Annotated in this window: 20 protein-coding genes; 4 read left to right on the top strand and 16 right to left on the bottom strand. The window is 45.2% G+C overall.

The window, feature by feature from the left end:
- Nucleotides 1–3: 3 nt before the first annotated feature.
- The 6 genes from ABWW54_RS04745 to ABWW54_RS04720 all read right to left on the bottom strand — a co-directional run bounded on the left by ABWW54_RS04745 (nucleotide 4) and on the right by ABWW54_RS04720 (nucleotide 5,250).
- A complete protein-coding gene (locus ABWW54_RS04745; protein WP_353410681.1) occupies nucleotides 4–285 on the bottom strand; it encodes an Hpt domain-containing protein in 282 nt (93 codons plus the stop codon).
- An 80-nt stretch (nucleotides 286–365) separates the two neighbouring features.
- On the bottom strand, nucleotides 366–1,919 hold the full coding sequence (locus ABWW54_RS04740) for a hybrid sensor histidine kinase/response regulator (protein WP_353410679.1): 1,554 nt from the start codon (nucleotides 1,917–1,919) through the stop codon (nucleotides 366–368).
- A 41-nt stretch (nucleotides 1,920–1,960) separates the two neighbouring features.
- Nucleotides 1,961–2,434, bottom strand: a complete 474-nt coding sequence (locus ABWW54_RS04735) for a Rab family GTPase (protein ID WP_353410677.1) — start codon at nucleotides 2,432–2,434, stop codon at nucleotides 1,961–1,963.
- An 18-nt stretch (nucleotides 2,435–2,452) separates the two neighbouring features.
- Nucleotides 2,453–3,976 (bottom strand): hypothetical protein, encoded by a 1,524-nt coding sequence (locus ABWW54_RS04730; protein ID WP_353410675.1) that lies wholly within the window; start codon nucleotides 3,974–3,976, stop codon nucleotides 2,453–2,455.
- A 24-nt stretch (nucleotides 3,977–4,000) separates the two neighbouring features.
- Complete coding sequence (locus tag ABWW54_RS04725) at nucleotides 4,001–4,540, bottom strand: hypothetical protein (protein ID WP_353410673.1); 540 nt, start codon at nucleotides 4,538–4,540, stop codon at nucleotides 4,001–4,003.
- A 23-nt stretch (nucleotides 4,541–4,563) separates the two neighbouring features.
- Nucleotides 4,564–5,250, bottom strand: coding sequence for a response regulator transcription factor (locus ABWW54_RS04720; protein WP_353410671.1), 687 nt, complete (start codon nucleotides 5,248–5,250; stop codon nucleotides 4,564–4,566).
- Nucleotides 5,251–5,586: 336 nt separating this feature from the next.
- Here ABWW54_RS04720 and ABWW54_RS04715 point away from each other — a divergent pair, with 336 nt between their 5' ends.
- Together ABWW54_RS04715 and ABWW54_RS04710 are read left to right on the top strand one after the other, a co-directional pair.
- Nucleotides 5,587–7,083: a helicase HerA-like domain-containing protein gene (locus tag ABWW54_RS04715; RefSeq protein ID WP_502907774.1), complete on the top strand. Its 1,497-nt coding sequence runs from the start codon at nucleotides 5,587–5,589 to the stop codon at nucleotides 7,081–7,083.
- Between the two features lie 198 nt (nucleotides 7,084–7,281).
- Nucleotides 7,282–7,758 (top strand): c-type cytochrome, encoded by a 477-nt coding sequence (locus ABWW54_RS04710; protein WP_353410667.1) that lies wholly within the window; start codon nucleotides 7,282–7,284, stop codon nucleotides 7,756–7,758.
- 537 nt (nucleotides 7,759–8,295) lie between these two features.
- Here the strand turns inward: ABWW54_RS04710 and ABWW54_RS04705 are convergent.
- Both ABWW54_RS04705 and ABWW54_RS04700 read right to left on the bottom strand, forming a co-directional pair.
- Nucleotides 8,296–9,573 carry a peptidylprolyl isomerase gene (locus ABWW54_RS04705; protein ID WP_353411596.1) on the bottom strand — a complete coding sequence of 426 codons (1,278 nt, stop codon included), beginning with the start codon at nucleotides 9,571–9,573 and terminating at the stop codon, nucleotides 8,296–8,298.
- Nucleotides 9,574–9,693: 120 nt separating this feature from the next.
- The gene (locus ABWW54_RS04700) at nucleotides 9,694–11,967 is read right to left on the bottom strand and encodes an LPS-assembly protein LptD (RefSeq protein ID WP_353410664.1); all 2,274 of its coding nucleotides are present in this window, start codon (nucleotides 11,965–11,967) and stop codon (nucleotides 9,694–9,696) included.
- 267 nt (nucleotides 11,968–12,234) lie between these two features.
- On the opposite strand from ABWW54_RS04700, the gene ABWW54_RS04695 reads away from it, so the two are divergent.
- Both ABWW54_RS04695 and ABWW54_RS04690 read left to right on the top strand, forming a co-directional pair.
- Entirely contained in the window at nucleotides 12,235–13,158 is a 924-nt protein-coding gene (locus ABWW54_RS04695; RefSeq protein WP_353410662.1) for an aminoglycoside phosphotransferase family protein, read from the top strand.
- Nucleotides 13,149–13,844 carry a nucleotidyltransferase family protein gene (locus ABWW54_RS04690; protein WP_353410660.1) on the top strand — a complete coding sequence of 232 codons (696 nt, stop codon included), beginning with the start codon at nucleotides 13,149–13,151 and terminating at the stop codon, nucleotides 13,842–13,844. The genes ABWW54_RS04695 and ABWW54_RS04690 overlap by 10 nt, the downstream gene beginning before the upstream one ends.
- Nucleotides 13,845–13,851: 7 nt before the next feature.
- Here ABWW54_RS04690 and lipB read toward each other — a convergent pair whose 3' ends face one another.
- The 8 genes from lipB to mreC are packed head-to-tail and all read right to left on the bottom strand — an operon-like array spanning nucleotide 13,852 to nucleotide 21,735.
- Nucleotides 13,852–14,493 (bottom strand): lipoyl(octanoyl) transferase LipB, encoded by a 642-nt coding sequence (gene lipB / locus ABWW54_RS04685; protein ID WP_353410658.1) that lies wholly within the window; start codon nucleotides 14,491–14,493, stop codon nucleotides 13,852–13,854.
- Between the two features lie 27 nt (nucleotides 14,494–14,520).
- On the bottom strand, nucleotides 14,521–14,820 hold the full coding sequence (locus tag ABWW54_RS04680; RefSeq protein ID WP_353410656.1) for a DUF493 domain-containing protein: 300 nt from the start codon (nucleotides 14,818–14,820) through the stop codon (nucleotides 14,521–14,523).
- On the bottom strand, nucleotides 14,813–16,045 hold the full coding sequence (locus tag ABWW54_RS04675; protein ID WP_353410654.1) for a D-alanyl-D-alanine carboxypeptidase family protein: 1,233 nt from the start codon (nucleotides 16,043–16,045) through the stop codon (nucleotides 14,813–14,815). Before ABWW54_RS04675 ends, ABWW54_RS04680 begins: the two co-directional genes overlap by 8 nt.
- A 9-nt stretch (nucleotides 16,046–16,054) precedes the next feature.
- Entirely contained in the window at nucleotides 16,055–17,341 is a 1,287-nt protein-coding gene (mltB, locus tag ABWW54_RS04670; RefSeq protein WP_353410652.1) for a lytic murein transglycosylase B, read from the bottom strand.
- Nucleotides 17,342–17,372: 31 nt separating this feature from the next.
- Nucleotides 17,373–18,446 (bottom strand): rod shape-determining protein RodA, encoded by a 1,074-nt coding sequence (gene rodA, locus ABWW54_RS04665; RefSeq protein ID WP_353410650.1) that lies wholly within the window; start codon nucleotides 18,444–18,446, stop codon nucleotides 17,373–17,375.
- Complete coding sequence (gene mrdA, locus ABWW54_RS04660) at nucleotides 18,433–20,361, bottom strand: penicillin-binding protein 2 (protein WP_353410648.1); 1,929 nt, start codon at nucleotides 20,359–20,361, stop codon at nucleotides 18,433–18,435. The genes rodA and mrdA overlap by 14 nt, the downstream gene beginning before the upstream one ends.
- A 20-nt stretch (nucleotides 20,362–20,381) precedes the next feature.
- Nucleotides 20,382–20,879, bottom strand: coding sequence for a rod shape-determining protein MreD (gene mreD / locus ABWW54_RS04655; RefSeq protein ID WP_353410646.1), 498 nt, complete (start codon nucleotides 20,877–20,879; stop codon nucleotides 20,382–20,384).
- Nucleotides 20,872–21,735, bottom strand: coding sequence for a rod shape-determining protein MreC (gene mreC / locus ABWW54_RS04650; protein ID WP_353410644.1), 864 nt, complete (start codon nucleotides 21,733–21,735; stop codon nucleotides 20,872–20,874). The genes mreD and mreC overlap by 8 nt, the downstream gene beginning before the upstream one ends.
- Between the last annotated feature and the right edge of the window lie 141 nt (nucleotides 21,736–21,876).

Below are 21,876 nucleotides of genomic sequence, written 5' to 3'. Positions count from 1 at the left end.
AAATCAGGATTGTTCAACCAAGTTAATGAGTTGCGACAATTCGTTGTGCAGGTTCTCTAACTGGTCGTTATCAATACTCTGCATCGCCTTACGACACAGGCTTGAAATATCATCGTAGCTGTACATCCCAGATGACCCCGCGAGTTTATGCAACTCCTCGCGCAAAATAGTCAGCTCCCCGCCGGTCGACACAACTCTCATAAAGCCGGATAACATATTGGCCTTTTCAGGGAAACTCGCTTTGTAACGGGCTTTAATTTCTTGAATTTGTGGAGAGTCGGTCATGAATTACTTTCTTTCTATTTGGTTAAAATACACGCTGGGATTTGAATACTAAAGCTCTCATTAACTGTGGCTATGATGATTTAATCATCAATCATAACCGTTTTTGCTACCGCGATGATTTCATCTACCGAAACAGGCTTAACTAAATACGCTGCACACCCAAGATCCACCGCCTTCTTCTGATCAGCCTCGATACCTGATGCACTCATCACCACCACCGGCGTTTTAATATTCGCTTTATTCAACTCAGCAATAGCTTCATACCCAGTCATAATCGGCATGTGGATATCCATCAACACCAGATCGAATTTATCGTTATGCAGCGCTTCGACTGCCAGAGCGCCATTCGCTACCCTGGTAACATTAACGCCACGTTCCATAAGCATCATCGTTACTAAATCGGCTATATCACTATCATCCTCTGCGAGCAGCACCTTTAAACTATCGTTCGACTCCGCAGCAAGATTTGAAAAATGTTCTTCTTGAGGGGCCTGAGGCGCAGGCATAGAAAATCTCACTGTAGTACCGCTGCCTACTTCAGACTCTATTGCCAACTCCCCGCCCATTAAATCTATGATTCTTTCAGTAATGGTCAGGCCTAAACCTGTTCCCACTTTACCAGTATCGGCCACCTGATAAAACGGCAGGCGAATTTTTTCGAGATTATCTGCACTAATTCCCATACCAGTGTCTTTGACCTGGATTCTTAGCTCCTCGTTATCAAGGTGAGCCAACAGTTCTACTCCACCGACGTCCGTGAATTTAATTGCATTACCCACCAAATTTATCAAGCATTGACGAAGCCTGGAATCGTCTAAGATGACGTAATTACCTTCAGACGAAGCAAAAGCAACGTTAAGTTCGATGTCTTTCGTTTGACTCAGTGGCGCAAGTAACAGCTCCACGTCATCAAACAACTCAGCAAGGTCAGTGGGCTTTGGGTGAATGAAAATTTCATCTGAATCAAGCTTTCCATGATCAAGTAGATTTTCAACCAAAGAAAGTAAGTGCTTACTCGAGCGCTGTACGGCGTTTAGATAGCTAAAGCTGTCTTGTTTGGCAATTCTAGAGGCTATTTGGCGGCTCATCTGCTCAATCCCTTTTTGCACCAAATTGGTATACCCGATAATGGAGGTCAATGGTGTTCTAAACTCATGCGACACGCCTGAAAGAAAACTCGTTTGCAGCCTTGAGGCTTCCTCCAATTCTGTATTCTTTTTTTCTAACTCGATTGAGGCAGTCTCTAAGTCGAACATTAGTTTTTTCTGTTTTTCGACCAATAACTCATTCTCATTAGCCGCTTGCTGCAACATCTGCCGCTGCTCTGTTGCCACAGAGGCATTGGAAATAAGAACGGTTAGTTGGTCATCGCTGGGCATCATATTAATACTGATCGGGATCCCAGACGGGCTACTCATGACAGGCAAATCGAGTTCGGTCTCGGCATCCAGGCCTATCATAAAATCAATCTGATCATCGATAGGCTCTCCACATTCAAGCTGAGGAAACCCATAATCTGTAAGGTTTGAGGAACACGCGCAAACGTTCATTTGAGGGTCGACCGCAAAATAAGCGAGCTGCAGCTTACTAACCAGCTGCTTGTTTATCGTATTTTGAGTTTGATTGATTGACACGACCCTAGAAAACTTCCTTAACACTACAGAGAGGAGTTTGGCTACAACTTCTCGACCAATGCGTTGAACAGGGCTTCAACAGCAATGCCGTCCTTAGCACTGGACTCAAACACACTCCAACCTCTATTTTTAAAGTCATTAATCTTACCTTCGTCAACATTCCAGTCATCTAAATCTGCTTTATTTAAAGCAACAACACATGGCACCTCGCCAATTCGGCCTGCAACTGTGTCCCAAATTTCATGCAAGCCCTCGACCGTTGATTTACGCGTACCGTCAGCAACCAATATCACGCCAGCCGCGCCTACTAAGTAACTTGCATTAATTGGTGACAACGAATCTCGACCCGCAACATCCCAAACAACCAGCTTCGTGTCCATCACTTCTACTGTGTCGATCTTAACGCCAACGGTTGTAAGATACTTATCTGAAAACACATTGTTTACAAATTTTTGCGTAAGACTTGTTTTGCCGACAGAAAAGTCGCCGACCATACAGATTTTTTTCTTCTTCATGCCATCAAAATCCTTTATTTACCGTGCAGATGCGGTGACCATAACCCACCGATTCCCTGCAAACATAGCTTGTAACAAAGCAAGGTTAACGGCATCCATTTGCCCCCCAATCTCAAGCACCGTGCGCTCATCTCGAACCACTTCAGACATACTTAGCGTGCGCAAAATGTCTCTGGGAAAAGAGGAAATCAAAATATCCGAGACAGACACTAAACTCGGCGATAACTCGGCGATTGATAAGCGTCGATCGGCCGCAAGTTGTCGAATACGAACATCATTCTCTAACAGCCACCTCAATGGCGACTTTCCGTACAGTTCAATTTTATTATTTCTAACCGAGAGATAAACTCCTCGTGGTAACGACAATTCCGTTCGAAATCGCTGCAATTCCATGTCCAACTCTAGAGAACGAAAGGGAATCATATTAAATTCCAAATCCTCTTGGTGAATATCATATGACTTAAGAGTTTCATAAGGAATAACTGCGTCGGGATCTTGAAGCCCTTCTACAACCAACTTTCCATCTGACCAATAAAGAGCTGTTGTTGCTACGCCTGGCGTTTCTCTCAAAAAATGCTCTACCGTTGACACCTTTGAGCTATTAATAAAGAACTGAAACGCAAAGTACAAGGCCATCGCCAAACAGAAAAAACCGAGGATTAATGGCCCCCACGATTGGTTCTTGGACGATGACCCTTTTGAATTGGCCGTTAAGTTATCTTTTAATTCGCTTAACAAAAGAGGCTGCAATAACTCATCGACGCCGTCAAAAGCGCTGCAGTCACCGTCAAAATCGACAATCGCATTGCCAAACCCAGTTCGAACAGCGTCTAAGGTGTCATACAATTCACGTTTAAGAGAAACCGGAGCCTCGCCTCTAATCACACAGGCTAACATCGCTTTTGGACCGTGCGCGACCCAGACGTTTTGATCGCCAACCTTTAAATCCGTTAGTCGACCTGAATCATCCTGAGAAAAAGACTCTTGAACAAAACTCTGTATCGCCGAAAACATCGCCCCAATGGCATCTGTGTCGAGTAAATTTTTGTCGTCGCCATGAACCGACTCTATTGCCATTCCTGTGTCACGATGTATCAAATACACATGCTCCACACGATAAAGTAACGACTTTCTAAGCGCTAACTCACCGTACGGTATTCCGCTTCTCAGAGACTGATAGCGAAGGCTCAAGCCTTGTACCGTGGTTGCTGACTCAATCGTCCTATTGATGGTCACCATCATCGAACTAATCGCTTGCGCGATGGCTCTTCGAATCGATGGAGCCATTACTGGATAGAGAATTTCAGCGTATTCTTCGGGCTCTGAGCGGATTGCTCGCTTAAGCCCTAACGAGACCGGCTTTTGTAGTGCTATTGCCAGTGTTGGGTTTCCAGACCGAACCTCTTTATCAATTGCGGGCGAGAGAACTTCAGCCACGTCGCTGGTTCTCTGCTCAACGTTTTCAATACGTTCTTTGAGTTCGGCTAGCTGTTCGGAGCTATCTCCAACAATAATATCTCGGAGTTCGTCCAGCTGATTCATTGATGATTCCGGCTTCCTGCGAAGCTAACTAGTTCGTAGCTTAACAGCAACTTCATCCAGCATAAGAGCGAGCGCCTGTCGCCCCACTTTATCCCCTTCCAATTCTTGCTTTTGAGCCTCTAGCTCTCCAACCATCTGAGCTTGAACTGACAACGTTTGATCCAGCAATTCCTGATGACTTTCCTCCAACGATAACCTTACGGATGCAAGGTCTTGGTTAGCCTGATCTTCCATCGAGGCTATGGCATGTTGGAGCGCAGTCTCGGCATCAGAAAGAGCGTTCTGCAATGACTTCAACTCAGCGTCTCTATTGGCCTTTTCATTATCAATCTGCCCATCCAATCGTTTAAGAGACTGATTGACGGCCTCGTCCATCGATTCGATTTTATTGCTCAGCCTATCCTTGAGAGCTTCTACGTCAGCTTCCAGACGCTTTTCCAATTGAGCAAATCGATTTTCAAAACTCGATACATATTTACCAAATAAAATATCCCTGACTTTTTCAATATCACCCAAGCCTGGATTAATAATATCAGCCGATTTTTTCTTATTCGAGTCAGACATAGTCTCTCCTATCTATTTTCTTGCTAAATTTGTTCAAGTCGATAGCCGTGACGATAGACAGAAGTTAGCTGCCAATTATCTTGGGCTTCAATCTTTAACTTGGTACGCAGCCGACTGATGTGCGTATCGACCGTTCTGGTATTGAGCTTTGAACTAGTACCCCATACCATTTCCAACAAATGACCGCGAGAAATTACTCGGCCTAAATTCTTGAACAAAAACAGAGTTAATTCATATTCCTTTTGCGTCATTTCAACTAAATCATCATTGACACTGACGTGGCGCAGCTTTGTATCTAGCTTATACGGTGGAAAGTCGTAATTTTCTGAAGTGTTATCATCTCCAAACCCCATGCGACGTGCAATGGAATTAACTCTTGCCATGGTCTCACGGTGGCGTACAGGCTTAGTCATATAGTCGTCTGCGCCGGCCTCTAGGGCCTTTACAATGTCTTCTTCTGCATCGCGCTGGGTGATAAACACCACGGGGACAATATTATCCAAATGTGATCGCAAATGCTTCAGCACTTCTAAACCAGAAAGATTAGGAACCATCCAGTCAAGCAACACGATATCATAACTATCTTGATTGTAGGCTCTGATGAACGCATTGCCATCACCATACACAGCACACTGGTGTCCTGCTTCTTCCAGCCAAGCCACTAGTAAATCAGCTTGATCCCTGTCATCTTCAAGAATTACAATTCTCATATATCCTCAGTTTTTCCCAGCGAAATTCGCCAACGTTAAGCTTATATAATGGTCCGGCGGTGAGTCATTTCCGCCTTAATCTAGATTATATATCAAGTTGCAGGAATTCAGGGTTCGTGATGTTACAGATCGTAAAAACAAACGAATCCCCCATGATTTTCTACCTTTTACCACGACAATGTAAAACCTAGTGTAATAAATTGCAAACCTATTATTTTTTATCTATCAGTAGTAATTGCCTTGCTCGTAACAGCGACTTAAACTTAGCGATTAGGTTTACGGCCAACGATGTAATTCGGAATCGGTAAAATACACCAAATAACTAGAAGAAAAATGATGTCTAAAAACAATCAACTTTTGATCGGCGGCAACGGCTCGCAAACGGTTTACATGGACTCCAGCATGGCAAATCGACACGGAATGGTCGCAGGGGCAACTGGCACCGGGAAAACCGTCACTCTACAAATTTTGGCAGAGAATTTTTCAAAAGCCGGTGTTCCCGTATTTTTGGCAGATGTTAAAGGCGACGTATCAGGTATTGGCAAACCCGCAACGGCTCACCCAAAAATAGACGAACGTATTGATACTATTGGTATCGACGGCTATCAAATGAGTGGTAACCCAGTTGTGTTTTGGGATGTATTTGGGAAAAAAGGCCATCCCATTCGGACAACTGTCAGTGAAATAGGCCCGCTTTTACTATCCAACCTACTTGACCTAAACGACACTCAAACTGGGATTTTGTATTCCTGCTTTAAAATAGCAGACGATCAAGGAATGCTCATCTTAGACCTCAAAGACCTTAGATCAATGTTAGTTTGGATGGGCGATAACAGAAAGGACTTGAAGGCTGAGTACGGAAACATCTCAACAGCGAGTATCGGAGCGATTCAACGCGGCCTTATCGTTCTGGAAGAACAAGGCGCTGAATTTTTTCTGGGTGAACCAGCCATAGAGCTTCGCGACCTAATGGCCAATGACTTTTCAGGACGAGGCGTAATTAATATTCTGGACTCTAACACGCTACTGCAAAAGTCGCCCAAGCTTTACTCTACTTTTCTGCTGTGGCTATTGTCCGAATTATTTGAATCATTGCCTGAAGTTGGTGATGCCGATAAACCTAAATTCGTCATGTTTTTTGACGAAGCCCACCTTCTCTTTGATGGCGCCCCAAAGGTATTGGTGGATAAGATCGAGCAAGTCGTTAGATTAATTAGATCAAAAGGAGTTGGTATTTACTTTATCTCTCAGAGCCCGCTCGATGTCCCTGAAGAAATTCTGGGACAACTTGGTCTAAAAATACAGCACGCTCTTCGCGCTTTCACACCAAAAGACCAAAAGGCCGTAAAAACAGTTGCTGAAACATTCAGAGCCAACCCAGAGTTGGACACAGGCCAGGTAATTACTGAGCTTGGCGTTGGTGAGGCGCTCGTCAGTACGCTTGACTCAGAAGGCATCCCGACCCAAGTCGAACGAATTCTAATTCGTCCGCCTGAATCAAGAATAGGCCCAATGAATTCAAATGAGCGTAAAGAACAAATTGAACGATCACCATACCGAGGCCGATACGATAAGACCCTCGATCGCGAGTCAGCTTATGAAATGCTAATCTCCAGAGCAGAGAAAAATGCTGCACAGGAAGAACAACTCGCTCGCGAAGAAGAACTCCGAGAACTCGAAGAAGCCAGGTCCAAGACGAGCAGCTCCCGAAAACGCCGATCTACTCGACAAACTCCAACGGAAGCATTCGTGAAGAGCGCAGCACGAGCGATTGGTTCTCAATTGGGTAGACGAGTGATACGAGGCATTCTAGGTTCCTTGTTTCGAGGCTAGGTTTCGAGCCAATCAAAGTCATGAACAGCGTTTAAAGAGTCAAAAGCGGTTTAAATGTGTTTTTAGTGGCACAGAGATAGGCTATAATCGCCCCGCTTTTAGATTATGAGAAGAAAAGCAGTGCTTTTAAGTACCCTTTCAGAACCATAGTCAGACACGAATCAATAAGAGAAACACCCTCAAATTACAGGTATTCCAATGAGTGAAGAGCAAATGAACGACTCAACGTTTAATCGCCTATTTATCATCATGATTTTAGCAATGACTGCACTGACTGCCATTATCATGGTTTTAGCGTCCGTTGCCTCATCAGAAGTAAATGAAAAGCTTGATGCTCGATCCGACAGAGAAAATACCCAGGCTGTCACTAGCCGAATTGCCCCAGTTGGAACGTTCTCTGCAACCACGGTTGCTGCCACACCAACAGCGGCGCCAGCAGATTTGACTGGAGCCGACGCATACGCCCCGTGTGCAGCATGCCATGCCAGTGGTGCTGCAGGAGCGCCAATTGTGGGAGATGCTGGGGTATGGGCTGAGCGCATTGCCAAAGGAACCGAAGCTCTCTATAGCAACGCGATAAATGGCATTGGCGCCATGCCTGCAAAAGGTGGCTTAAGTCTTAGCGACAACACAGTTAAAGCCGCTGTTGACTATATGCTTGAACAATCTAAATAGCCCCTTAGCGATCAAGCAACCCTCCTATGGGAAGACAAAGTAAATAAACAAAGCCCCAAGCTAGAAGAAAACTAGCTTGGGGCTTTTTTCTATACCCCAGAAAGCCAACACAAGTGACGGATAGCCGTCAAAGGAACAAAAGAAGGTAGCGACAGGCATTGTTTGACTTCTTTCAAACCTCTTTGGCTCTCTGCGCTCAACGTTCCTTGGTATTTTTAGAACACTAAATTCGACTCAATGGATGAGAAATACAACACACTAAGGGTACACACCTTAAGAAGGATGTCCGCCCTAGATATCGTCGCAGACCGTCGATTTGCACAATCGCAATAGCACTAAATACAAGCAATGGCTGACACCGCTACAGCATTAACTATTTGGGCTGTCACCCTACACCCTAACACACCAACCTCAGACCAATATGAATTAAGGTTCGAATAAGCACAAAAAAGCCGAGCTCGGTTAGAAACTCGGCTAAAAGGATATTATTAAGATGACTAGCGAAAAATCGCCATCAGCCCCTATGATTCTGCAGGACTAGACCGGCTCCGCGACGTGCTTGACATAGGCGCCTTCCAGTAGCTCTCTAACCCATTGACCAAACTCTCGGTCCGCGCGTTGCCTACGCAGGATATTGTCGGCCTGCGCTCTCTTCATCTGCTCAGAGACGTTTTTATTTCGTCGCTCCTCCACCCTGAGGATATGCATTCCAAATCGAGTCTCAACCGGCTCGCTGATCGCCCCAATCGGCATTTGCTTATACGCCTCCTCAAACGGCGGAACCATCTCGCCAGGGGACACCCAGCCAAGGCTGCCCCCGGAAGCAGCGGACACAGAGTCATCTGAGTAAATTCTCGCTAGCGCTTCAAAATCCTCGCCATCGACAATTCTCTGCCGTATTTCGTCGGCTCGCTTTTTAGCCTGGATTTTTGCTACTTTGGATTCGGCGGAAATAAGAATATGTCGCACACTACTTTGAAGTATCTCAGTCCTTTCGCCTTTAAGATTGAGGAGTTTCAATATGTGAAAACCATTGGGGCTTTGCACAACAGAACTCACCCCACCAACCGCCAAATCCTTCACAGCATTAACAAAAACCTCAGGCAATTGATCCGGCTTGCGCCAGCCAATCACCCCGCCCTGCTGTGCATCCAGTGATTCTGAATAGGTAGATACAGCTTCGTTAAAGCTTAAACCTCGATCTATTTCATCTCTAATTTGATGAGCCTTGTCACTTTGTTCTTCACCGCCCTTAATTAAAATTTGAGCAATTTCGTATTCGAAATTATCTTGATCTAAGTTATTAACTGCCAACCATCCATCGATTTCGTAATCGGGTACAACGACGCGAGTCCGTGCATAATATTCAGAAAACCGTGCTATCGTCATCGAGTCCTTGATGGTATTAACAAACATGGTAAACGCCTGACCTGACGCCTCAATACTTTGTTTTAATTGAACTGAGTTCAAGTTTTGCTGAGACGCAAATCGAGCAATGGTGTTTTGTAATTCCTGCTCGGTTATCTCAATACCTCGCCGATTAGCCTCTTGAACCTGCAATCGATCTGTCACCATCGTTTCAAGTAGCTGCTTATCAAAGTCTTCGGGAACGGCCCGATTCGCTGCCAACATATCATTCACTATGCTCGCTTTGCGATAATCAAACTCGGATTGCGTAATCACATCCTCATTTACGATAACCAACACCCTGTCAACCACAGGCAATTGTGCTTTTACACTACCCAAAGATAATGTTATTAAAAGCAGTGAAATAAAAATAGTCTTAATCATACGTTGCTCGGTCGTTCGAACGATTGTCTTTAGTTTTTTAATGGCAGCGCAGTCGGCCTAGGCAATGGCCTCTTTCGGTCATTCGCGACAATATCCACGATTTACCAACGAGAGACCAGTAGTGTTAACGCTAATTAACCTTATCTAGCGTAAGCCAGTTCTCAGGCGTCCAAGTGACGTTAGCTCAAACTCAAGGAAGATAGACTGCCTAGGCTCATCATCGTCTGGATCACTGTTTCTAAGTAGACGGGAGTCAACTCGCTCGGTTCCGACTAAACGGATTTTCCAACAACATCCATTATATTCAACACCAATAGAGGATGCGATATTCTCGGAACGCTCCAATGAATAACGCCCTGAACCAAATAGCTGCCAACGATCAGCAAGCGGCCAATTTGCGTTATACGTAAGCTGCTCAAGATCTTCGTCGCCGAGCTCTCTGAAATAATATCCAACGCTCACATTCTTACGAGAGTCCTTTTTAGGACGGTATGTTAAATCAAATCTAGCCGTTCGAAGAGCTTCATCTTCCTCATGACTGTATTGGATAAAACTGTAAGTGCTCCAAGCGCCTTTTTTTCGTGTCGTCATTGTTTTTAGTTCAACGAGTAAATCGCCCAACCCTTTTTCAATGACGGTATTACTCCGAACATTTTGCTCAAGGTCATCCAGCAAGATAAGTTGACCTACACTGAACTTTAACCGTTCATCCCCAGTCTCGCTTTCAATCACGCGCGACGTAAGTCCAATGGTGGCTTGATTAGTATCCCCGACTCTATCCTCACCAAAAAAGCGAGTTTCTCTGAAAATATTGCTAAAGTTGTTTAAGGAAATTTGGCTGGTATCAAAAACCGGAACCTCATCCTGATCTTCTTCAGGCGCATAAACATAGTACAAACGGGGTTCAAGAGTCTGAAGTGCACTATCCCCGAACCAAGAGGTGTTTCTCTCAAAATAGATACCACTATCAACACTGAAAATAGGCACGCTGAAGTTTGGATCGCTATCTAATTCTGACCCATCTTCTCGATCCAAGCTGTATGAACGGTAGTGCAATGACACTCTAGGTTTAACGTAACCCCATATATTCTCAAAAGGTATTTCAGCATAAGGCGTGACCGCCAAGCGATTACCTTCCAATCGAGTGTCAGACGCAAAACTGGTGTAGCTTGCGTTGACACCGTATTTCATATCGTAAGGCCCTTTCGGCAAGTTGGTCGAAAAGGACACCGCTGGAAGACGCTCATAAGGAGCACTGGTTACGCTCTCATCAATGACCTGATATTCGTTTGCACGCACATTAACGTTAAAATAATCGTGCGAATAATTTAACTGAACATCTCTGGGAACGTACCGTGCACTAAAGTAACGAACTTCATTGCGTAGGTCATTAAAGTAATCAATATCCGAAACGTCATTATAGTTTATGCGACCAGACAAGCTGGGCGTAAACTGTTGTGTGTGTTGAATCGACAACAAATCGCGACTCTCACCAAACAACTCGTCATCTGGCAACACTTCACCGTAGATGTAGGTTGATGAATTGACCGACCTATGGCGGTACTCAGCACCAATCTGCAACCCTCGGTCGGTGTAATACCTCGAGGTAATCGTGGCGTCCTGGTTCTTAGCTATATTCCAATACCACGGCACTTCGATGATATTACCGGACTCTTCATCAGTGCCGTACCCCGGCGCAAGAAAGCCCGTTTTCCGCTGATCATTCAATGGAAAACTGACGTAGGGCATATAGAAAATCGGAACGCCTTTAAAGCGAATGGTTGCACCACGCGCGCGCCCTATTCCACCTATTCGATCAAGTTCTAGTTCTCTGGCACCAATTATCACACTGTCATTACCTTCCGGACAGTTGGTGTACTTGGCGTTTTCCAGCCGAACAACCCCTTCTCCTTCTAAATTAACAACGTCAGCCGAACCGCGTGATTCAATAGTGGCGGTATCCACGCCATCTGCAGAAGTTATGCCCTTCGAAAGTTTAAATTCGGTTTTACCTAAAGTGCCGATTTGTGTAGGTGCATACACGTCAATAGAGTCGCTCGAGAGATAATCTCCATCTTCGGAAATCATTTCAACACTACCCGTGGCAACAACACGTTCACTAAGGCGATAATACTTTAGCTTGTCGGCAACGATCGTTTGCCGCCCTTGCTGAACTTCTGCATTTCCAATCAGTTCAACTAAATCCTCACCCTGAGATTCAACATTATCAGCTTCTAACGACAACGGGTATTGGCCGTCGGCATTCGGTTTCAAAGCAGGAGATGCAAAATTCAGCTCCGATGGTTTACAAGCACAATTCATTCCCTTACAGGCTGCACTTGCTGACATCGATATTAGTGAAAAAAGAAGAGAGCTTAGTAATACTGCTGCGGTGGCTGGCTTCAGTCTTTCGCGCATTGGCGTACCTTCAGAGTCTATAATTTTTATTAGTTTTATTAGTTAATAGCACAAAAGATTACAACCACAAAAATAGTTGACCTCTAGCTATCAGGCTTTCGTTATACTTACCGTTCAATATTATAGAGCAACTCGAGATTAACTGCTTTAAATAGTCGTCATTTAAATGTAGTGTTTTCATCAAAACTAAGCTCCTCCAATCCTACTTTCTTACTTTACATCTTGGATACCCGATTTAAACAGCTAAAAAAATGGCTAACAGAAGAGGTGAAACTCACCTACCTAAACGTTGAACCCGCGTCATCTGACGCAAGCTTCAGACGTTACTTCAGAGTCACTACTGGCAACGCTTCTCTGATTTTGATGGATGCCCCACCAGAAAAAGAAAACTCCGTGCCCTTTGTTGAAACCGCGTACAGGTTAGCAAACCTTAATGTACATACGCCCGAAATCCATGCGAAAAATTTAGATTTGGGCTTTATTCTCTTAGAAGATTTCGGCGACAAAGACTATCTCAGTCAACTAACGTCACTCGAAGCCGCCGATTCACTCTACCGTGACGCCATTGACTCGCTTCTCCTTATACAACAGGGGGAACCCAATACTATTGAGCGCTATAGCGCTGAAAAGCTGCGCGAAGAAATGTCTCTTTTCGAAAACTGGTATCTCAAACAACATCTTAAGCTCGAGTTAACGCAGCAACAGACCTCACTGCTAAGCTCCACTCAAGACTTTCTTGTTAAAACTTGCCTGGAACAACCACAAGTTTGGGTTCATCGAGATTTTCACTCCAGAAATCTGATGGTCACAACCGAGAATACGCCCGGCGTAATAGATTTCCAGGACATGGTCACAGGCCCAATCACCTATGATTTGGCATCGCTTTTTAAAGATTGCTACATTGAGTGGCCACGGCACCAACAATTACGTTGGCTCAACCAGTACTATGAAAAGCTAGAATCACCGCATTTCAGTTTCGCTCAACTTGAGCGCTGGTTTGATCTTACAGCGTTTCAGCGACATTTAAAGGTATTAGGAATATTCTGTAGACTCAATTACAGAGATGGAAAGCCAGCCTATCTCAACGACCTCCCACTGGTCGCTAAATATTGCCTAGAGACAATGCAAAAATACGTTGAACTAAGCTCCTTCGCTGAGCATTTTAAAGAGCCTCTTGAAAAATGCCTCTAAGCCCTGAGCAGACCACCGTTGTGTTATTGGCTGCAGGCCATGGAAAACGAATGCAGCCTTTAACGGATAATGTTCCTAAGCCGCTATTAGAATTGGGAAGTCACACATTGATCGAGCATCATTTACTAAGACTCAGAGATATGAATTTCCGCAACGTGGTGATCAACGTTGCTTATCTGGCGAGCAAAATAAAAGATTTTTTGGGCGATGGGTCTAATCATGGGCTAGATATTTCCTACTCAGACGAATCGGATACCGGAGCACTGGAGACTGCCGGAGGCATTAAAAATGCGCTTTCGCTAATACAATCCGACACTTTCATCACGATCAACGCCGACATTTGGACACGTTTCGAATTCACAGACTTACTGACGGAGCCACCAGAGTACGCAAAATTGATCATGGTAGAAAACCCCGAACATAACAGAAATGGAGACTTTGCGATCGACTCGAATGGGAGGCTCTCAAACTCGGGCACAAAGCTAACGTTCAGTGGGATTGCGTCGTATCGAAAAACAACGTTCGCGGCCGTCCCCTATGGAAAACAAGCGTTAGCGCCGATTTTTCGAGATTTGATCACAAAGAAAAAATTAGAAGGATCTCACTATGTGGGCGATTGGGTCGATGTGGGCACACCCGAAAGACTGATGGAACTTCGTCAAAAGCTACAGTCAGATCAAGCCTAACCTCGCGCTAAATAGATGACACAAATATTTGAGCCAATTTTTTGCCAACCTCTTCTGTCTCTTTCATCACGCCTAAATCAGCAAGTTGAGTCACTTCAAGTCCTTGATAACCACAAGGGTCTATATTAGTGAAAGGACTCAAATCCATATCAACATTCAGACTAAGCCCGTGATAACTGTTGCCTCGCTTAATTCGTAGGCCTAAAGCGGCTATTTTGGCGCCATCCACATACACACCAGGCGCATCCTGCTTTCGCACTGACTCTATATTGACGCTCTTCAAATAGTCTATTGCAGTCTGCTCAAGATTACTTACCAAGCTTTTTACACCAATATTGTGATTTTTTAAATGCAATAATGGGTACATCACTACTTGGCCGGGACCATGATAAGTAATCTGTCCACCTCGATCGGTTTTGACCACGCGAATATCACTGGGAACAAACGTCGCCAGTTCACAGGCCGTTCCTTGAGTGTAAACCCTGGGATGCTCAAGCAGCCAGAGTTCATCCATAGCGTCGGCGTCTCGCTGCGCGGCGAAGTCCATCATCAACTGATGTGAAACTTCATAAGGAACAACACCGAACCACGAGACCAATATCTCTCGCCCTGAGCTCGTTGACAGTTTCAGCGTGTATTTCGGATCCATTATTTTCAGCTGAGCAGAAAGGACATTTTAAAGCGTCATAACCACACGGGGAGAATCCGCAATCAACTTATAGATAGCCTCTAGCTCAGTTCTATTGTGAACCCTTATTTTCAATGTAACTGACTCAAACTTCCCTGTTTTACTGGTGTTGCCAGAAACACTCAGGATAGCCCCATCGACAACCGTTGGAGTTACTAATTTCTCTATGTAATCTTGCGCCGGCACCGATTCGTCTGCGCGACACATGGCCTTAAACGAAAAATCCGTTGGGTACTCAATTAGGTCAAAGCCATCTTTAGGGTCGTCCGACATTGTATAATTACTCATCAAAAAATAATCGCCAGCGTAGCTTAATAGAGTCAGTAATGCCCTTCCACCACCCTGCAGCCTTTATAGTGCTCATTGCAACAAGGGGCGCATTGTAAATTTCAATACCATCAAGCGTCAAGCTTACTGAACCCAATGCCGCACCCGCTTTAATCGGGGCTTCTACGTATGGACCGTGTTCCAAAACTTGCACCACATCGGCCGCTCTACCATTTGGGATAACAAGGTTCGCAGGGTGCGGCACTTGCAACCGCAACTCCTCAGCATCACCGCCATAAACCTGAAGAGCTGCAAGCCCACCTTGATCATCAAGCTTAGTGATTGGTTGGAAATTTTTAAACCCATACTCAAGTAAACTCATGACCGCTTTTTCTCGCTCACGAACGCCGTCGGCTCCAAGAACGACGGCCAACCACCTTTGATCGCCTCGTTTGGCGGTGGCAATCAGACAATACCCAGCGGCATCCGTAAACCCTGTCTTCAAGCCATCAACTGAGCTGTCTTTCCAGAGCAGTTTGTTTCGGTTGTACTGCGTAATGTTATTGTGAGCGTATGATTTAATTGAGTACCAAGAATAGAAGTTCGGAAAATCTCTGATAATTGCGGCGCTTAGGGTCAAAATATCTAGAGCGGTCATGACGTGGTTATCGTCGGGTAAACCTGTACTGTTGGTGAATCGACTTTGCTTAAGCCCCAACTCAGTTCCATACTTATTCATCAGTGCCGCAAAAGCTGGCTCACTGCCGCCCAAAAATTCCGCAAGAGCTATTGAGGCATCGTTACCACTTTGTATCACTGTACTTTTAAGTAAAGGCTCCAACTCAATCTTAGTGTTTACATCAGCAAACATCCTAGAGCCTTCAGCTTTCCACGCTTCTTCACTGATTGGAACCAAATCAGACAACGCCACGGTGCCTTTTTTAAGTTCAGAGAAAACGACGTAATTTGTCATTAACTTGGTAATACTTGCCGGAGCTCGTACAACGTTTGCGCCTTGTTCTGCGATAATCCAACCACTATTCATCTCCATCAATGCCCAAACCGGAGCATTAATCTCAGGCACTGGCGTAGGAGACGATACAGGAACGATCTTTGATGCCAGACTCGGCAATGAAAAGAGAACTAACAAAGCGAAACCAACTGACGTCGCTATGGAGTAGATTCTACCTGTAGAAACACCACCGAATTTATCTTTTTCTATCATGAAATTATTACGTTTACTCACTATTACACACTACAGTTTCTGATATTCATCGTTAATCGCAGAACTCAGGTCATAGACAGCCATCGCGTATAACACACTGTGATTATATTGAGTAATTGCATAGAAATTATGATGGGTATAAAAATACCTTGGCTGCGTACGATCTTCCGTTTCACTGACTTTATCAGCCACCGGGCTTCTAACAACCTCCCACTTAGTATTTTGGGATGAAGACCTGTCTTTAGAGCCTTTCCGTACTCTTTGACTGGCAAGCTGCGCTTTGACTGGCAATTTCAATCGTTGCCCTCGGAAAATCTTTCCCTGTTTGCCAAGCTTATTTAAGGTGATTAGTTTTCTACAAGAGACGTTATTCCGTTCCGCTATTTCGCAAGCCGTGTCGCCAGCACGTACAATATACGTATCAGACGACTTTTTATCGTGTACAACCTCACTGGCATCTAGCATCAACACCCCCATTTTTTCGGCTTCAGGGATATCGGTGTCTATGATTGCTCCCTTACTTCGTAGATCAGCCGCCGTGTACTGTACCTTTCGCTTTCGGCTCACTAGTGACGCTACCTCGTTAGTAACCGCGGTAACAGGCACTGAAGTAACCGGCTCGCCTGGCTTCCACCCATTTTCTATAAAGTAATTGGCGATACTGCCTATTGCATCATCCACTTGATTGATTAAATCAGTACTGCCATCGTCATTGAAATCGATAGCATAATTACGATAGCTGCTCGAGATAAACTGAGGATAACCTACTGCCCCAGCGTAAGAGCCTAATATCTGTTTAGCATCAAGGCCATTTTCTTTACATAGAATCAAAAAATGCTCTAACTCGCTTGCAAAGAACTTACTTCTTCTTGGAAACCCAGTAACCAGCGTAACCAAACTATCTAAGACTTTATACTTGCCTTTGAACTTCCCAAACTTAGACTCAACACCAATGATGGCAACGATGACGCTGGCAGGAACACCGTAGTCTTTTTCAGCTCGAGTCAGCGTTTCTTTATTAGCCTTCCAGAACTCAACGCCTCGTTGAATGCGGTCAGATTTGAGAAACAACTTACGATACTTTCCCCACGTGAATTTATACTCAGCAGGGTTCGTCATCGCATCCAGCACATTCTTTTGAACAGTGGCGTGCCGGAAAAGCTCCTCTAACTCCGAGCTGGTATAGTGTCCGTCAGCGACCAACCGGTCAGCTACTTCCTGTACCTTTGGGTGATCGCTCAACTCAATGGCGTGCACCGAAGCAACACTGAACCCGATTAAAAGCACTAAAGAGCCCAAAACGCAGTTATATTTCATAGGTAACTATTTCCCCAATGTAAAAAAACACTTAACGTGACATCAAACTTCTGTGATGGTGAATGCTCATCAAAATGCCAAAGCCCGCCATCAAAGTAACCATCGACGTACCACCATAACTTACTAACGGCAATGGTACGCCAACTACCGGCAACATTCCTGAAACCATCCCAATGTTAACAAAAACGTAAAAAAAGAATGTCATCGATAAACTGCCTGCCAACAGTCTGGAAAACGTATCTTTGGTGTAGTAGGCGATGTACAAGCCCCTGCCAGTTATGATCACGTATAAAACTAACAAAAGTAAAAAACCGATAAATCCATGCTCTTCCGCAAAAACAGAAAAAATGAAGTCTGTATGACGTTCGGGTATAAACTCTAATTGCGATTGACTTCCCTCTAACCATCCCTTGCCTTGAGCACCACCAGAACCAATCGCTATCATCGACTGTATAATATGATAGCCAGCCCCTAAAGGGTCTGACCAGGGATCGAAGAGGGTTTGAATCCTTCGTTGCTGATACGGATGTAGAAATTGGTACAATACGGGAATGGCTACGGCGGTGATGGCCATTATCGCCACAATATATTTCCAAGCAAAACCCGCCAAAAACACAATCAGACCGCCCGACATTAAAATCAGAATAGTCGTTCCAAGATCAGGTTGCTTCAATATCAAAGCCGCTGGCGCCGCTAACACCATCGCAGCTAGAACAAGCGTTAAATTCGATGGAGGCAGAGATTTTCTTGTTAACACCCAGGCCACCATCATCGGCACCGCTATTTTCATTAGCTCCGAGGGCTGGAACCTCATAACCCCCAAATCTAACCAACGTTGAGCACCCTTACCCGTGTGCCCAACCACAAGAACCAAGGCCAGCATTATAAGACCCAACCCAAATAATATCGGCGCAGAACGAAACAATGTTTCCGGTCGCACCTGAGCTATGGCAAACATAACAACGACGGCAACACCCATTCGAACACACTGATTAAATACCAAGCGCGGATTTTCACCGCCCGCGCTCCACAGAATTAACAAACTGACGCAACAAAGCACGAACAAACAAATAGTCAATGGAATGTCTATTTTAAAGCGCATCATTTTCAACACCCTGATGGTCGGTCAGATTTAGCACGCCTTCCGTCGGTGGGGCCTCACCGGCCTTTTCAACACTGGCGTCCTTCCCCAATAGATAAAAGTCCATCACTTTTCGAGCAACTGGAGCAGCAACTCCACTTCCGCTCCCGCCATTCTCCACGATGACCGCCACCGCAATTTTAGGAGCCTCTACAGGAGCAAATGAAACAAACAGAGCATGGTCTTTTTGAAACTCAGTTAACTTACTCTCATCGTACTTAGCGCCCTGTGCAATATTAACCACTTGCGCGGTGCCGGTTTTACCAGCAATAGTGTACCCTGCATTTAAACCTGCTCGACGAGCTGTACCACGAGGGTGTTCAACCACGGCCTGCATTGCGGCAATAATCGTATCGAAATTTTCTGGCGTAGCCACCACATCTGGAAGCGCGCTGGATGCAGGGGTCACATCAACTTCGTCACCATGCACGAGTCTATTCACTAGTCTAGGCTCGAGGCGTCGGCCACGATTAGCCAGTGTGGCGATCATAGCCCCAAGCTGCAGCGGAGTCACCAAGGTAAATCCCTGGCCAATGCCAGTGATCAATGTCTCCCCGGGGTACCACGGAGTTCCTCGAACAGCGCGTTTCCACTCCCTCGATGGCATGAGCCCCGATGGTTCTCCGTTTAAATCAATTCCGGTCCTCTGCCCTAAACCGAACTGACCCAAAAAGGCACCAAGCTTGTCGATTCCCATCCAGTTTGCTAGCTGATAATAGTAGATATCGCAAGACTGCATAATCGACTCAAGCATGGTCGTCGGTCCATGGCCTGCTCGCTTCCAGCACCGATAGCGGTGACTGCTTCCCTTAAGTTTATAGAAGCCTGGGCACACAACCGAAGAATTTTTATTCCAACCATTCTCTAAACCAGCCAAGGAGACCAAACCTTTAATGGTGGATCCAGGAGCATAGCGGCCGTTCAACGCTCTGTTTACCAAGGGTCGATTAACGTCTTCACGCAGTGCGCTGTAAGGCCGATGACCAATACCATTCACAAATTCATTTGGATCGTAGACAGGATTACTAACAAACGCCAGCACGCCCCCGGTATTGGGCTCAATAGCCACAATGGCGCCACGTTGTCCTGCGAGGTATTCGCGAGCTTTAACTTGCAGATCCGCGTCGATATTGAGATGGATATCATCACCCGACACCGGCGGGTTAATATCCAGCCGTCGAACTCTCTGCCCATGGGCATTTGTCTCAACTTGCTCGAAACCTACTTTTCCCAATAGCTGCTCTTCGTAGCGAGCCTCAATTCCGAGCTTTCCAATGTACTCAGTACCTTTATACGCTTGCTGGTCTATTCTTTGCAAATCACCCTGATTGATGCGCCCGACGTACCCGAGCACATGCACTAACTCTCCACCGTAAGGGTAATTGCGTTGCAGCCTAGGCTGAACTTCGGCGCCAACAAATCGATGTTTGTTCACCAAAAAACGAGCTACCTCCTCTTCCGATAAATTAACCTTTAACACTTGAGCCTCAAAATCTGGGCGCGCTCGCACTAATGAGCGAAATTTCCGAATGTCATTTGGGGTCAACTCAATGAGCTTAGCGATTTCATCCAAAAGCTCCGCCATGTTTTTTACATTTTCAGGGACCACTTCCAACGTAAAAACAGGGATATTTTCGGCTAAGACCTTACCGTTACGATCGAATATTTGCCCTCTTACTGGGGCCACTGGCACTAAACGAACCCGGTTGTCTTTAGACAATACTTCAAAGCGTTGGTGGCTCATTATTTGCAAATACCAAATCCTTGAAACCAACGTAAGTGACAATAGAGAGAGCAATACAATCAACCCTATTAAGCGAGCGTGAATAAGGTTCGTCTCGCGCAAATAGTCTTTTAATTCAATATTTTCTTTCACCATGACTAACGTCTACCTTAGCACTAGCGAATTTTGAGCGCTCTACGCAGCTCATCTAAGACGATATTAATAAATGGCCAGATCATTAGGTCGCCAATCAAGGACAACCAATCTTGTGCTGTGATTTTCGCGCCGTCGACCATTCCCTCGAACCAAAGATTAACTAACTTATAGATGGCCACCAGAAAAACGACCAAAAATATTTGTTGCCAACGTGACGTCACTCGAAGTTGCAAATGAGAAATATTGACCAGAAAAGCCAGCGTGGCTAAGCCTGCACTCAATACCCCAAATGTCTTTGCGAAAAGAACCTCCAACATAGTGCCAATAATGAAACCAGCCAGCGGCCCTATGCGGCTAGGAACTAACAAAGACCAATAAACAATGACTAGAGCTATCCAATCGGGCCAAAATGCCGACAACCAATCAGGAACTTGAACCAAGGTTAATGTGAACGCCACGAAGCATGAAATCGAAAACGCCCAATAAATCGAGCTTGATGATTGGGACGAGCTATTCACTGTCAACCTCACGTTCAGTGATACCCGTATTTTCGACTCGCTTCTCGCGAGACAATAAAAGTACGTGGTTAGATCGATCCAATTTCGCTATGGGTAACGCAAAAACTTGTATGAACGCTTCATCCTCTATCACTTTTACGTTGCTCACTCGAGCCACTGGGTACCCATTTGGGAATCGACCACCCAGCCCTGAGCTCAGCAGTACGTCACCTTCTCGGATATCGGAGTTCTGATTTAGATACGGCACAACCAACTGCGAAAGGCTGCCAGTTCCTCGCACAATTGTTCGCAACCCGTTGCGCTCAACCTGTACCGGCAAGGCATGACTGGGATCCGTTATTAAAACAATAATGCTGCTAAGCGGCATAACTTCAGTAACTTGGCCGATGACACCTTGATCATCGATGACAGCTTGCCCCACGTAAACGCCACTGTTCAGCCCTCTGCCAACAGAGACCCGATGATTATCTCGGTCTAGATTAACCTTCATGAGCTCCGCTAGAGTGACTTTTTCTTCCAGCCTTTCTGTCGCATCAAGCAATGCTCGTAGACCGGCGTTTTCCTCTTGAAGTGTTCTTAATAGAAGTGTTTCGGATTTAAGCTTAAAGTATTCGTTTCGCAGATTTTCATACGCTATTTTAACGTCCGGTTCAGCCGTCGAAATATTGGAAAAAAAGCCACCAACCATAGACGGGAAAGACGCCAATGCTTGAACTGGACGCAACACGACGGAAAGCGCATTTCGAGGTGCACTTAGCCACGATGTGTTCGCATCGATGGCCATCAATGTTACGGAGATAAAAAGCACAACACCAAATTGCACCCATCCTCTATTTTTACGAAACTGGTTTGCCACAACCGTTCAATACACCCTTAACCAAAGATTAATTAGATTCACGTAAGATTGCCCAAAGCGTCAATTACAGACACCGAGCAATGGCAACCGAAAGTCAATGCCAAATTACAATACAGCAAGTAACCAGTCAGTTTCATTGTC

Origin of the sequence: Arenicella sp. 4NH20-0111 (assembly GCF_040366405.1) — a bacterium.
Lineage (GTDB): Bacteria > Pseudomonadota > Gammaproteobacteria > Arenicellales > Arenicellaceae > Arenicella.
This window is presented reverse-complemented; position numbering and strand designations above follow the sequence as displayed.